The sequence below is a fragment of the Vallitalea longa genome (assembly GCF_027923465.1).
Taxonomy (GTDB): domain Bacteria; phylum Bacillota; class Clostridia; order Lachnospirales; family Vallitaleaceae; genus Vallitalea; species Vallitalea longa.
Genome location: NZ_BRLB01000019.1, coordinates 60,091 through 74,410 on the forward strand (window position 1 = coordinate 60,091; position 14,320 = coordinate 74,410).

Consider the following 14,320-nt stretch of genomic DNA (forward strand, 5'->3'; position numbering starts at 1 on the left):
ATTTATGCCTTACTTTTTATTGATTGTAGTTATATCTTTTCCAAACCACTCAGTTGAAATCTTCTCTAAAGTACCATCTTCAGCCATTTCCTCTAATGTTGATTGAACCTTATCTCTTAACCCCGTATTACCGAGTAAGAATCCAACTCCATATCCTTCAGAAGATAAACTTTCATCTAGGACACTGAATTTACCATCTTTTTTCTCAATATGGTAGTTTGCAACTATTGAGTCCATAGCAACTGCATCAACTGCGCCTGATTGTAAATCCATTAGAGCCATATTATAATCAGCAGCTGTAAGATAATCACCAAATGTATCAACTAAGTCTTGATTTTCTTTAAGAGCAGCCTCAGCACTAGAATCCGCCTGTACTACAACAGTTTTACCAGCTAAATCTTCTTTTTTTTCAATTTCTGAATCCTCTTTTACAACAAAAACTTGATCATTAGCCATATATGCATCTGTCCAAGTATAATTTTCTTCACGGCCAGTAATCGTGAACCCATTCCATATACAATCTATATTACCTGACTCAAGTTCCATATCTTTTGCATCCCATGATATGGGCTGTAATATAAGCTCTAAGTCTAGACGTTCAGCAACTTCCTTAGCAAGGTTAAGGTCGAATCCAGTAAACTCTCCATCTTCACCAATAAAGCCCATAGGTGGAAAATCTTGATCAAATCCTACAGCAAAAGTTGTTTTTTCATCATCTGTATAAGTGTCATCCGTAGTTTTCTTGCTTGTACAAGCGGTAATGCTTATCAGTAAAATCATTAGTGTAATTAATAAGTATCTTTTTTTCATCGTTGTTCTCCTAACATAGTATATTTTTTGAAGCAATAGCTTCTTTTATTATAAAGTAATTTCACCTTGCTATGTTATCACATTATCATAATAAAGTAAAGTTCATTTGTTTTTTTGTTGAATATTGGTATATATTGCACACTGAAAAGGAAGATAATCTTGATTTGATATATCTTCCTACTTTCTACATACTGTAAATTTAAAAATATTACTTGATATCTATAGCCTCCACAGGACATTGTTCCTCTGCTTCTTTGGCACTTCCTATTAGATCTTCAGATATTTCTTTATCTTTGGCAACAGCCTTTCCTGTTTCGCTATCCATCTTAAATATTTCTGGACATATGCTTGGACATAAACCACAACCTATACATAATTCTTCGTCTACTAATCCTTTCAAGATATTGCTCCTTTTAGGTATTTAGGTTAATATAGGTAACCTATAATCCTTTTTATTAATATCAACAATAAAACTTTACAGGTTTAGTATTCTCTAAAAAAAACATATTATTAATAGGATAACTCCAAATTTAATTATATCGTACAATATGTAGATTATAATAATAGATTGAATCCGACATAATTGCGCTATAGAAATCTGTGCAAGGTAATTATACAATTATCTTAAGTAGATATTAAGGTATTTTATTTCCTGCTGCTCTATATATCTCATACCATTCCTGCCTTGTAAGATCAACATCAGAAGCTTTACATATATCTTTCAGTCTATTAGAATTGGTTGTACCTACTATAGGTTGAATTCTAGCTGGATGTCTTAGAATCCATGCTGTCGCTATAGCTGAATTCGTTACATTTTTCTTTTCTGCTATTTCATCTATTTTTTTATTCAACTCTGGGAATTTATCGTTATCTAAGAATACTCCTTTACAGAATCCATATTGGAAAGGTGACCAAGCTTGAATGGTAATATCATTCAAACGACAATAATCAAGCACACTATCATCTCTGTTGATTGATGGGTCAATCTCCATATTTACATTCAATCCTGAATCTATCATTCCTGTATTAGTTATACTAAGCTGTAATTGGTTTATTATTATTTTGTTTTTCAGATATCTGTTCAATAATTCAATCTGCATAGGATTATGATTGCTTACACCAAAATATTTCACTTTACCACTATCATGTAATTTGGAAAAAGCTTCTGCCACAACTTCTGGTTCCATAAGTGCATCTGGTCTATGAAGTAATAATACATCTATATAATCTGTTTTTAATCTCTTAAGGCTTCCTTCTACTGATTTCATTATATGATCATAAGAAAAATCATAGTATCCATTTCTTATACCACATTTTGTTTGAATTATAATCTTTTCTCTTATGCTTGAATTCATACCTATGGCGTCTGCAAATATCTCTTCTGATTTACCGTCTGCATAAACGTCGGCATTATCAAAGAAGTTGATTCCTTCTTCTAATGCAGTATTTACATGTAACTTCGCCTGTTCTTTTGATAAAATATTCATTCTCATACATCCTAATGATATTTCTGATGCAGTTATTTCATTAGCAATTTTTATTGATTTCATAATTATTACATTCCCTTCATGTTAGTGTTTAGAATTATAGAAAAAAGCCAAGATTGATAATCTAGGCTTTCATATAATCTTTTATGCCTTTAATATTCTGTCCCATTCTTTTAATTCTTCACTATTGGTCCCAACATTTTTTATTGTAACATTAGGATAATGGGCTAATCTTTCTTTTACCTTTTTAGCCATTTTCAATACTTCTTTATTCTTAGTTGATGAAGTACCATTTACTTGCTCGTATACAGCTCCATCATTAATTCTTATTTCTATATCTTTATCACTAAATTTATTTAGTTTTTTTAATAATGACAATATCCCATAGTGAGTAACAACTGCTGGTTTTTTGTACTCTCGCCAAATTGATTCTTTACATATAAGCTCTTTATCATCATATATACAATATCTAAATTCAATATCTTCATTTTCTTGGTAAGTAGAAATTCCTACCAAATAAGCTGTAATCATAGTTACCTCCATTTAGTTTTATAGTTTATATTAGTTTAACACTTGTATAGTTCATATTCAATAATAATTACCCAAATATTTATCAGATACAATTTTTCAAGAATATTTTTTTAATATTCCTATGCTTAGTATTATTTCTTGTTTTATATTAAAGCTTTATATTTTTCTATGATTGTAATTTTTTCATTTTGTAAAATTCACCCTTTAATGCCATTAGCTCATCATAAGTCCCATACTCTGTGCAAATACCATTGTTAAGAACACAAATTTTATCTGCTTGGCGAATAGTTGATAGACGGTGAGCAACAATAAAGGTTGTCCTTCCATTTGTTAAATTATTCATAGAATCTAGTATTAACGATTCAGAAACACTATCAAGTGCTGATGTTGCTTCATCAAATATGATAACTTTCGGATCTCTTATAATAGCTCTAGCAATAGCTATACGTTGTCGCTGACCACCTGATAATTTATTACCCTGTTCACCTACCCTTGTATCTAATCCCTCAGGTAAATTGTTTATTAATTCAGTAAGATTCGCAGCTTCTATAGCTTCATTCAGCTGTTCTTTAGTAACAGAAGGCAAACCGTATGTAATATTCTCTAGGATGGAACCTGAAAACAAAATGGTATTCTGGGGAACCATTGCAATATGTTTCCTATATGTCCTTAGATTAATATCCTTAATATTGTTGCCATCTATAGTCAATTCTCCTGCACTTGGGAAATTAAAACCGATAAGCAGATTAATGGTTGTTGATTTACCAGCACCTGAACCACCTACAAAAGCCACTGTCTCTCCGGGCTTAACTTTAATGCTTAAATCTTCTATCACATAGTCTCCCTTAGTATCTGGATATGCAAACTTGACATTTTTAAATTCATATCGTCCTTCAATACCTTCTAATATTAATTTACCATCATTATCTTCTACATCATAATCATTTAGTACTTCTCCTATACTAGAAATAGATTCCATACCCTTAGCAATAGTAGGTATCAACATTATTAAAGCGGATACTTGGGCTACTATATTGGTAAAATAGCTTTGATACAGCACTATATCTCCTGCCTGAATCTGCTTATCTAACACAAGCCATGCGGTAAATCCTAAACATCCTAACTGAAATAGCTGAAAAACAGCCCAACTGACAGAACCGAAATTGGCCTGAATTATATCTAAACGGTATCCTTCTTTGGATGTATTTTGAATAAGGTCATCCATTCTTCTTACTTCTATATCCTCTAAAGCATGAGCTCTTGTAAGTGATATCATCTGCTCCATATCTATTACTCTTGCCGAAGTGCTTTCTATCTTCTTACGGAATTTATGGTTTTGGCGCTTAATACGAGCACGAAAAAACACAATAGCTATAGAAGCAACAGGAATTGTCAATAGGAAAAATATAAAAATAAATCTATTGTTTGCAGCTGTAATAGACAAAGCAACTGTAATATTAATGGCAATATTCAAAAGTCCAATAAACAATTGTGATGACAGATTTTGAACAGCTTCAACATCACGAATTACTTTTGATTGAATACGACCTGATTGAAAATCTTTATGAAAATTCATTGAAAGTTGTTGAAGCTTTCTAATTAATGAACTTCTCAACCCTGCTTCTACTGTTCTGATAGCACCACTACTAAAACGGATGTGTAGATAATTCATTGGTACATTCAATACTACTAAAAATACTAAAACACCTACATTCAACCCGATAATGTTCCAAGGGTTCTTTTCATCATACATAACCGCGTTCACTATGTTTGCGATGACTATTGGCATCAGCCAAACTGGACTATGTTTTATGAGATAAAAGAATGCAGATAATAGAAATTTATGATAATTTCCTCTATATATTGCCAATAAAATCTTTAAAGGTTTTCTTTTATATTTATTATAACTTTCCAGAATTATATCTTCTACTTTATTAGTATTCATTTGTTTCTCCTTATTTCTTAAGATCATCAAAATAATTATTGCATCATGAAGTCACTTTGAACCATTATTATCGTTGTCTACAATTTATTAACATAACTATCTATCTTACTTAAATTCCTCCTTACAAAATATAATGTCACGTCTTAGTTGTCACAATAATAAATTCAGTCAAATAAATTGTAGCTATACAATATTATCATCATTATAAATATATATCAAGATACATAATTTAAAAATCCTCTCCAAAAAACAACAAAAAAACAAGCCTATCTTCTGTTCATCAAACAGAAAACAGACTTACTCTCTTATCCAGTTCACATGTTAGTCTCTATAAATCTAGTATTTTACATTTATTCGAATGGAATGAATCCCAGACTTTCATATAGTGTCTCAGTTATATAATAACTTCTCGGCAACCCTTTATCATTTTCATATTTGAATATTGCGGATTTCAATCCATCACCATATTTTCCATCACAATAGCCTTTATAATAACCAAGCTCTTTTAATCTTTCTTGTACAGCGAATACATCTGATCCAGTATCACCTGGAGTCAATGTCCTAAGACCATCCCCAAATGGACCATATGGGCCTTTTATTATAGTAACTTTTGTTCCATAGGGAATATACTTCTTAAGGTCCTTTGCATCGTCGTTATACATTCTAATGCAGCCTTTAGACAGTCCACTTCCTATGCTCCATGGTTCATCTGTACCGTGTATACCATATTTTCCCCATGGTACATTAAATCCCATCCAAGTACCACCAAATCCTTCTCCCCAATTAGCCTTACTTACAATATTCCAAGTACCCAGTGGCGACGGTGTACTATATTTCCCTCCTGATACAGGATATTCTTTATACATTTCATTATCCTTGAACACATACATAATATAAGTATCAAGATCTACAAGAATGTAATAAGGATTATTATTTTGACTAAAAAACACCTCCAACAAATTTTCATTAGTCCTTTTTAAGCATATTAGATTAGCTACACAAATAATCAAAATAATAGTTAACACAATTTTTATGTACATATATTTCATACTACTACTCCTTACAAGTATGTACTTATAAAAATACAAACTTCTTGCATCATAATAATAATATGAAAGATAAACTGTCCAATATAACAAAAAAATTATGAATACATTAAAAAAAGTTCACCTAAGTGAACTTTATATACTATTTCTTTTTAACAGGTATCCATATCTCACTGACATAGTCTTTGCTTTTGTTGTCTCCATCAGTATACAATTCTATATCGTAATCTGGTATTAATTCATATTCTGATTGTGGGAGCCACTCACTATAGATTCTTTTCCATACGTTTTGAATAGTGTCAGGCATTGGTCCTACGCATTTAAATACAGCCCATGTATATTCTGGTATCGTCAACTTTTCAAATCCATTTGGAATATCAGCATCATCACTACATTCACAGCCAATACCATAACGATATTCTTTACATCCGCACTTCTCTTGTTCACAAATTCCAAGCATACCGCATACAATCTCATTTGATCCTTCTGAATAATAATCAGACCAGAATTTAGGTATTTCCACTGTACTATTTTCTGATGTAAAATATCTTGTTTTAGCAAGAATTTTATATTCCTCTCTTTTAACAATCTTATAATCCATAATATTTCCACCTTCCAATTGAATTTTTATGATAAGACGATTAAATGATTTTAGATTAGAACCTTCACTCTTAGCTTGTTTTGGCGTTATTCCATGAAATCTGCTGAATGCTTTTGAAAAACTTTCTGGTGTATTATATCCATACTTAAGAGCAATATCAATCACCTTGGAACTTGACATTGTTAATTCCTGTCCAGCCATAGAAAGTCTCCTATTTCTTATATACTCTCCCACTGTAATTCCAGTCAATAAACTGAACACCCTTTGAAAATGAAAACTTGATGAATAGATATGTTCAGAAATATCTTTACAGCTTATATCAGAGAATATGTTTTCTTCAATATAATCAATAGCACTATTTAAGCTCTTTATCCACTCCATTTAATCACCCCTTTCATGGATATATAATATCAACTTTTCTAGTGGTTTTCCTGTCACACAATGCTTATATCTGTCTTATAATACTATAATAATATTATAAATCATATCATTTCAATATAACATGAGATATATTATTTTTTTCTTACCATCACATTAAAATGTCTAGAATAATATTTAGAATTCTCCATGCTATACTCTGTTTGTTCAATAGGAACATCAATAAAATCGAAATCAACAAAATATTTTTTTATATCTTCAATATCTACATAGAAATGTGGTACATCCTTCTCTGTTTCATGTTCATCTCTTAAGATGGTATTGTCATCAATCCTTTTATATCTATCTGCATGTTGGTATGACCAAGTATTCTTAGAAATAAGTGTTATAAATAATTCTCCTTTACTTTTTAATACTCTTTTTATTTCATCTAGCGTCTTAATGAATCCTTCTGTATCCGTATGATAAATAACATTATATGCAATTATACAATCAAATGTATCTTTTTCGAATGGTAGAGCAAGCATATCACAAACTTGAGTTTCAATATGTAATTGTTCTTTTTGAGCCCAACTATTAAGATGATTGATTCCATATTCGGACAAATCAACTGAATTAACTCTAAAACCATTTTCTGCAAAGAATATGGAATGTCTTCCCAATCCACAACCTAAATCAAGAACTCTATCAAACCCTTTAGATACCCACGAATTAGCCAAATAACATGATTCAATTGATGGGATTAACCAGGAGTTATCTTCATTTTTACTCCAATCCCAAGCTTTTGATTTTACCATAATTCTACCCCTTTCTAATTAACAATAAATCTATATTAACATTACTTATTATATACTACAAATGATATATTCTCTACTTACTTATAGATTTTTTTTAATTTTAATGAAATGATACTTGACAATATTAAGTAATGGAATTAATATAAAATAATCATTATATGTTTAACGATAAACTTATCATTATAAGGAGACAATTATGATTACAATAACATTACTTATCATTATATACTTAGCATTTATTAGTTTAGGTCTACCTGATAGCTTACTTGGAGTAACATGGCCAGCTATGCGAATCGAATGGGGTATGTCACTAGATGCGGCAGGACTTGTTACAATTTTAACTACTGGAAGTACCGTTTTATCAAGCTTTGCAAATGGTCATGTAATAAAACGATTTGGAACTGGTAAAGTAACTTTTATCAGTTGCGTAATAACTGGAATTGCACTGCTAGGAATTTCATTTTCCCCATCCTATCTTTGGTTATTGGTATTAGCAATTCCATTAGGACTTGGTGCTGGTTCAGTAGATACAGCACTCAATAACTATGTAGCACTCCATTTCAAATCCCACCATATGAGTTGGCTTCACTGTTTTTGGGGTGTTGGTGCTACTGTAGGTCCAATCATCATGGCTCAGTGTATGTTATTAACAGATTCTTGGCGTTTTGGCTATCGTACAATTGGTATCATCCAACTTGTTCTAGCTCTTATACTATTTATGAGTTTACCTTTATGGATAAAACATAGAAAATTATCAGCCAGTAACATAGTTGAAGAAAAACAGATAAATACAGAAGAACCAATTAAAAAAAATGTATTTAGGTTAAGAGGTGTAAAATATGCATTATCAACATTTTTCTTTTATTGTGCTGTTGAATTTTCAGTAGGTTTATGGGGAAGTAGTTTTCTTATACATGTTAAAAATATATCTGTAGAAACTGCTGCATCTTGGGTAGCTATGTATTATGGGGGTATTACCGTTGGAAGGTTCATATCAGGTTTTGTTACTTTTAGAATAAGTAATAGACAAATGATTCGTATAGGTCAAATAATTGCTATGAGTGGATCCATATTGCTAATGATCCCATTACCACACTATGCTTTAATGGGATCATTAGTTTTGATTGGATTAGGTCTTGCTCCTATTTTTCCTTGCATGATTCATGAAACACCAACTAGATTTGGTAAAAATAATTCACAAGTCATTATTGGTTATCAAATGGCCTTTGCTTATATAGGTGGAGCTTTCATTCCTCCATTATTTGGATTATTAGCAAGAAAAATAAGTTTAACTTTATTTCCTTATTATTTAATACTTTGTATTATGATTATGTTTCTTAGCTCTGAAACACTTACTGTACATACTAAAAACTAATAATTTTTACTATTTCATTTTAATAAGTTGCTCCACTACCACAAGCGGCACTTACAACCCCACAATATGCTGACACTCTCCCTATTTTTGTTTTTGATGTATCGCAATTAGGTTACTAAATATTAATCCCCTTATTAAATGCTCTTCATCCACTTTTAAATATTTAGCATATTCAATTACAGGTATTGACACCGTAATACCTTGATTACCACTTCCTGAATTTATAATAACAGGTAAAATACATCCACTCATACGTGCATCTGAACCTGCCACAGTAGCTTGCAAAAAACAGCATTAAATCACCTAACAATTGTACCTTGGCAAAAAATATTTTCTCTGTTACACTTAAATTATAATTAATACTATAATTTCAAGGAGGTAAAAAATGTTAAATCGTACTATGATTAAAAATATTTTTAATGTTAAGAAATCACCTTTCTGGATATTTACAATTGGTATAGTAATCATAGTTATAATTTCAATCGGAATACATAATAATTCAATAAATAAAACAAAAAACGATATAACTATTAATTCATCTTCCAATAATAATTCACATCAAATAGATTTTAATATAATGACAGTTGATGATGCACCTATAGGTTGTGAATATGGAATTTGTAGCTATGAAGAATCAGATAATAAAAAAGTGCTTAAAAAACTTGATGATTTGAAAGGATTCATTTTCAAAGAGGATTTTGTACCAGAATATGTTGAATTCCAGTTCAGTGAAAAAACCCCTAAAAAATTATCTTTGCAATACTTTACTGATGATAATGATACTAAAGAATATACCATTGATGACTCTTACCAGCTAAAAGTACCAAATGAAATAGGTGTTCACAATTTTTTTGCTACTATAGAATGGGAAAACAAAACAGAATATGTTTTTTTTAGAATTACCGTTAACTAATTAAGGTTAATAAAAGGGCTGTTTATAATACATATCACCTATAATATGCAAAAAACAGCCCCTCTAATATATTTATATTAATTCTTAATTATTGACTTGTCTAATTTTATATCTTACACTCTCAAAATCCTTTAATTCAGGTATAGTCAACCCTAGATTCATCAGTTCATCTCCACCAAACACACCCTCTATTCCATCAATCTCATAATTATACTCCTCATCAAGCCCTTTACATCTTATTTGTTGGTCTAGTGGATTTGGCACTGCTAATATTGTAGTATAGAACAATACCGCTTCTGTTTTATCCTCAGAAACAAACATCCATGCTCCATTATTTTTTTCATATGGATCCATTAGCCTGTAGAAATCTCCAAATTGAATGATCTGCCTATTTTCTTTATAAAAATCAATTTGTTCTTTAACCATATTAATCTGCTCTTCACTATATTGACTAATATCAAGTTCATATCCGAAATTACCTGACATAGCTATATTTCCTCTTGTATTAAGTGGTGTTACTCTTCCTACTTGATGATTAGGAGTAACAGATACGTGACTTCCCATAGAAATAGGAGGATATACTATGCTGGTTGAATATTGAATTTTCAATCTCTCAATAGCATCTGAATCATCACTGGTCCATATCTGAGGCATATAATATAAAATTCCTGGATCAAACCTTCCGCCACCTCCAGAGCAACCTTCAAATAGAACATCTTTATGTCTTGTCACAATTTCTTCCATAACATAGTAAAGTCCTAACATATATCTATGAGCAGTTTCCATTTGTCTATCACTAGGTAATTCCACAGACATTACATCCGTAAGATATCTATTCATATCCCATTTAACATAACTTATAGGAGCATTGGAAAGCACTTCTGATACAGAACCTATTATATAATCACATACTTCCTTTCGCGATAAATCCAGAACTAATTGAAATCTTGTCATGACTCTTTCTCTATTTCTCACATGTAAACACCAATCACTATGATTTCTATATAAATCACTATCAGGAGATATCATTTCAGGTTCAAACCATAATCCGAAAGACATATTCATGTCATTAACATTATTTGCTAGCTTTTCCAGACCACCTTCAATTTTATCTGTGTTAACTTTCCAATCCCCTAACGAACAAGTATCATCGTTTCTTTTGCCAAACCATCCATCATCTAGTACAAACAATTCAAGACCAATATCACTAGCTTTTTTAACTATTTTTTCTAGACTTTCTCTTGTAAAATCAAAATAAGTTGCTTCCCAGTTATTAATTAAAATCGGTCTTTGCTTATTCTTCCATTGTCCTCTCATAAGATTTTCTCTATAGAGACTATGATATTCTCTTGACATCTCTCCTAATCCGTTACTGGAATATACCATTACTACTTCAGGAGTCTGAAACATTTCTTCTGGTTTTAATTGCCAAGAAAAATTCAACGGATTAATCCCCATCAGAACCCTAGGTCTACCTGTTTCACTAACAGAAACTTCTCCCAAAAAATTACCGCTATATACGAAATTAAATCCAAATACCTCTCCATTTTCCTCTGTTGCATCTTTTGACATCAATGCTAGAAAGGGATTATGTACATGACTACTGGTTCCTCTTACACTACCTATGGACCTATTTCCTTGAACCAGAGGTGTTTTTACAATATGTCGTTCCCTTGCCCAAGCTCCTGACAGATGCAACATATCATAATTAGAATCTCTAAAATCCATACAACAACTTTGTGCATTAAGAACTTTCAATATTTCATTTCCTTTATTAATGATCTGAACTGATTTAGTTATTACATTCCTATTGTTAAAAACTGTATAACTTAAAACTACATGTAGATCAATCAATTTATCAACCAATGTCACCTCTATAGTTTCTGCTTCCTTATCATCTGCATATGTTGCAGGAAGTCCCTTCAATGATTTCTTACCTTTTATAATTCTATATGAATCATATTTCAAATCTAATATTCGTGAACCATTTTCTTGTTCGACATTCATTGCTCCACTTCTAAAATCCACATGACCAAATGTTGGATATTCCAGTAAAGCAGAATCAAGCGCATATTCAATATCATCTTTTTCAGGTATAATGCCCCAACATATAGCTTTAGTTGTATTAATTATACTATCATTTATTTTTCTTATCTTCTTCCCATAATATAATTGAATCAGATTATCGTGTTTATCAGCTTTAAAAATATAACTTACATTTCTTCCTTGAATATGGAAGAGTCTTTTACTTTCTATACATTCTATTCCCATAATCATTCTCCTTACATTACTATTTATTAAAAGTTTACCTTATTTGATAGTATATTAACATGGTATTTTGTATAGAAAATATGGTATAATGTTGGCTAAGAATTATAACTTGATGAATCAAATTAAGAAAGGACGTACATTAATGTATAAAACAATTGGAATGGTAGCTCATGTGGATGCAGGTAAAACAACAATACTTGAACAAATCTTATTTCATACGAATTCCATTAAAAAAGCTGGTAGAGTTGATAATAAAAATACAGTCCTTGATTATCATAATATAGAGAAGCAAAGAGGAATCACAATATTTTCTGACCAAGCTATAGCCACATATAAGGATAGTACATATCAGTTGGTAGATACACCAGGTCATGTTGATTTTTCAACTGAAATGGAAAGAGCCATTAGAATACTGGACTATGCAATAATAATCATATCCGCTGTTGAAGGAATAGAGGGACATACCGAAACTGTCTGGCAGCTTTTAAGAAAATATAATATACCTACAATATTCTTCATCAATAAATTAGATAGAATAGGTGCAAATTTTCAAAATGTCATAGAAGAAATCAGTAATAATTTTACTAAGAATATAATGATTCTATCAAAGCCTACTAACGATAACAATATATCTTATATTCTAGATGATATTTCAACTGAAACGATAGAATTCGTAGCTGATTATGATGATACAATACTAAATAAATATTTGGATGGTATAGAAATCCGAACTCCTGAATTAATTGATACTATTAGAGATTTGTTTAACAATAACACCATATATCCATGTTTATCAGGAATTGCTTTAAAAGGTATTGGAATTGATGAGCTTTTAAGAACTATAGATCTATTGGTAGAACCGAAATATGAAAGTAACAATGAACTTCCTTTAGCTGGAACAGTTTATAAAATCAAATACGATGATGACGGTAATAAACTTACTTTCATAAAATTATATACTGGAACCCTAGAAGTCAAGAACACTATTACCCATAAATTATCTGGCAAAGAAATAATCGAAAAGATAAATGAAATCAGAATATACAATGGAACCAAATACAATAATAGTGATATTGCATATCCCGGACAGCTTATTGCTGTAACAGGTCTTAACTTATCTTATGTAGGTGAAGGAATAGGTGATATGAACGATTTTAATAGTTATATGTTAATACCAACTTTAAAATCAAAAGTCATATATTCTATTGAAGAGAATCCAAAAGATATCCTTAAAATATTTGAGATATTAACAGAAGAAAATCCGTCGCTAGATGTTGTATGGATAGAAGAATTAAAAGAAATCCACATAAAAGTTATGGGAACTATCCAGCTTGAAGTTCTAATTCATGTAGTAATGGAACGATTCGGTAAAACAATTGAATTCGGTACTCCTGAAATATTATACAAAGAAACTATATCTAGTAAAACTCATGGTTTCGGACATTTCGAGCCACTTAAACATTATGCAGAAGTAGAATATGATATCAAACCCGTTAATAGAGGTTCTGGAATATCTTACGATTCAATATGCAGTGTAGATATATTACATAAAAGATGGCAGAGACTAAGTGAAAAAAATATACCTGATGCCTGTAAAAAAGGAATTCTTACTGGTTCTCCTTTAACAGATATACATCTTACTCTTACTACAGGAAAATCACATGTCAAACATACTAGTGGAGGGGATTTCCGTCAAGCGACTTTTCGTGCTGTAAGACAGGGGATAGAAAAAACTGATAACATATTATTAGAACCCTATTACCATTTTAAAATTAAGGTTGAAAAACATTTATCCGGTAGAGTAATAACAGATATCAACAAAATGCATGGTACAGTAGAGAACCCAATTAATAAAGGTGAACACATAATTCTTATAGGAAAAGTACCAGTATCAACAGCAATGGATTATCCTTCACAACTTGCTTCTTTCTCATCTGGAAAAGGTAGTATTTCCTTTGTTTTTGATGGCTATAATACTTGTCATAATACGGATGAAGTAATAAAAAGAATCGGGTATAACAAAAGTGCTGATAAAGATTATACTTCTTCATCAATATTTTGTTCTCACGGGAAAGCTTATACCGTTAAAGGGTGTGATATAGAAAATAATAACTAGCATATCGTTTTCTATTAATCTCAGTATTATATCTTGTCATTAAAGTAATA

At 30.9% G+C, this 14,320-nt stretch carries 12 protein-coding genes and 1 pseudogene; 3 read left to right on the forward strand and 10 right to left on the reverse strand.

Annotated elements, in window-relative coordinates; genetic code table 11:
• Positions 1-9: 9 nt before the first annotated feature.
• From QMG30_RS20705 to QMG30_RS20740, 8 genes are all read right to left on the reverse strand, one after another.
• Positions 10-810 (reverse strand): amino acid ABC transporter substrate-binding protein, encoded by an 801-nt coding sequence (locus QMG30_RS20705; protein WP_281818789.1) that lies wholly within the window; start codon positions 808-810, stop codon positions 10-12.
• Between the two features lie 208 nt (positions 811-1,018).
• The gene (locus tag QMG30_RS20710) at positions 1,019-1,210 is read right to left on the reverse strand and encodes a ferredoxin (RefSeq protein WP_281818790.1); all 192 of its coding nucleotides are present in this window, start codon (positions 1,208-1,210) and stop codon (positions 1,019-1,021) included.
• A 235-nt stretch (positions 1,211-1,445) separates the two neighbouring features.
• Positions 1,446-2,360: an aldo/keto reductase gene (locus QMG30_RS20715; RefSeq protein ID WP_281818792.1), complete on the reverse strand. Its 915-nt coding sequence runs from the start codon at positions 2,358-2,360 to the stop codon at positions 1,446-1,448.
• Positions 2,361-2,441: 81 nt separating this feature from the next.
• Complete coding sequence (locus QMG30_RS20720) at positions 2,442-2,828, reverse strand: hypothetical protein (RefSeq protein WP_281818794.1); 387 nt, start codon at positions 2,826-2,828, stop codon at positions 2,442-2,444.
• A 166-nt stretch (positions 2,829-2,994) separates the two neighbouring features.
• Positions 2,995-4,773 (reverse strand): ABC transporter ATP-binding protein, encoded by a 1,779-nt coding sequence (locus QMG30_RS20725; protein WP_281818796.1) that lies wholly within the window; start codon positions 4,771-4,773, stop codon positions 2,995-2,997.
• 350 nt (positions 4,774-5,123) lie between these two features.
• Positions 5,124-5,822 carry a L,D-transpeptidase family protein gene (locus QMG30_RS20730; RefSeq protein WP_281818797.1) on the reverse strand — a complete coding sequence of 233 codons (699 nt, stop codon included), beginning with the start codon at positions 5,820-5,822 and terminating at the stop codon, positions 5,124-5,126.
• Positions 5,823-5,961: 139 nt separating this feature from the next.
• Entirely contained in the window at positions 5,962-6,801 is an 840-nt protein-coding gene (locus QMG30_RS20735; protein ID WP_281818798.1) for an AraC family transcriptional regulator, read from the reverse strand.
• A 131-nt stretch (positions 6,802-6,932) separates the two neighbouring features.
• Positions 6,933-7,595, reverse strand: coding sequence for a class I SAM-dependent methyltransferase (locus tag QMG30_RS20740; RefSeq protein ID WP_281818801.1), 663 nt, complete (start codon positions 7,593-7,595; stop codon positions 6,933-6,935).
• Between the two features lie 196 nt (positions 7,596-7,791).
• Here QMG30_RS20740 and QMG30_RS20745 point away from each other — a divergent pair, with 196 nt between their 5' ends.
• A complete protein-coding gene (locus tag QMG30_RS20745; protein ID WP_281818802.1) occupies positions 7,792-8,970 on the forward strand; it encodes an MFS transporter in 1,179 nt (392 codons plus the stop codon).
• A gap of 28 nt (positions 8,971-8,998) precedes the next feature.
• Here the strand turns inward: QMG30_RS20745 and QMG30_RS20750 are convergent.
• Positions 8,999-9,240 (reverse strand): annotated as a pseudogene (locus tag QMG30_RS20750) (L-serine ammonia-lyase, iron-sulfur-dependent, subunit alpha); the annotation flags it as partial.
• A 115-nt stretch (positions 9,241-9,355) separates the two neighbouring features.
• On the opposite strand from QMG30_RS20750, the gene QMG30_RS20755 reads away from it, so the two are divergent.
• Entirely contained in the window at positions 9,356-9,883 is a 528-nt protein-coding gene (locus QMG30_RS20755; protein WP_281818804.1) for a hypothetical protein, read from the forward strand.
• Positions 9,884-9,967: 84 nt separating this feature from the next.
• Here QMG30_RS20755 and QMG30_RS20760 read toward each other — a convergent pair whose 3' ends face one another.
• Positions 9,968-12,154 (reverse strand): alpha-galactosidase, encoded by a 2,187-nt coding sequence (locus QMG30_RS20760; RefSeq protein WP_281818805.1) that lies wholly within the window; start codon positions 12,152-12,154, stop codon positions 9,968-9,970.
• A 142-nt stretch (positions 12,155-12,296) separates the two neighbouring features.
• On the opposite strand from QMG30_RS20760, the gene QMG30_RS20765 reads away from it, so the two are divergent.
• Positions 12,297-14,270 (forward strand): elongation factor G, encoded by a 1,974-nt coding sequence (locus QMG30_RS20765; RefSeq protein ID WP_281818807.1) that lies wholly within the window; start codon positions 12,297-12,299, stop codon positions 14,268-14,270.
• Positions 14,271-14,320: the final 50 nt, after the last annotated feature.

Coding starts and splice junctions, on each gene's coding strand:
- QMG30_RS20705 (WP_281818789.1), bottom strand. CDS start 810: ATGAAAAAAAGATACTTATTAATTACACTAATGATTTTACTGATAAGC.
- QMG30_RS20735 (WP_281818798.1), bottom strand. CDS start 6,801: ATGGAGTGGATAAAGAGCTTAAATAGTGCTATTGATTATATTGAAGAA.
- QMG30_RS20730 (WP_281818797.1), bottom strand. CDS start 5,822: ATGAAATATATGTACATAAAAATTGTGTTAACTATTATTTTGATTATT.
- QMG30_RS20765 (WP_281818807.1), top strand. CDS start 12,297: ATGTATAAAACAATTGGAATGGTAGCTCATGTGGATGCAGGTAAAACA.
- QMG30_RS20745 (WP_281818802.1), top strand. CDS start 7,792: ATGATTACAATAACATTACTTATCATTATATACTTAGCATTTATTAGT.
- QMG30_RS20720 (WP_281818794.1), bottom strand. CDS start 2,828: ATGATTACAGCTTATTTGGTAGGAATTTCTACTTACCAAGAAAATGAA.
- QMG30_RS20740 (WP_281818801.1), bottom strand. CDS start 7,595: ATGGTAAAATCAAAAGCTTGGGATTGGAGTAAAAATGAAGATAACTCC.
- QMG30_RS20760 (WP_281818805.1), bottom strand. CDS start 12,154: ATGGGAATAGAATGTATAGAAAGTAAAAGACTCTTCCATATTCAAGGA.
- QMG30_RS20755 (WP_281818804.1), top strand. CDS start 9,356: ATGTTAAATCGTACTATGATTAAAAATATTTTTAATGTTAAGAAATCA.
- QMG30_RS20725 (WP_281818796.1), bottom strand. CDS start 4,773: ATGAATACTAATAAAGTAGAAGATATAATTCTGGAAAGTTATAATAAA.
- QMG30_RS20715 (WP_281818792.1), bottom strand. CDS start 2,360: ATGAAATCAATAAAAATTGCTAATGAAATAACTGCATCAGAAATATCA.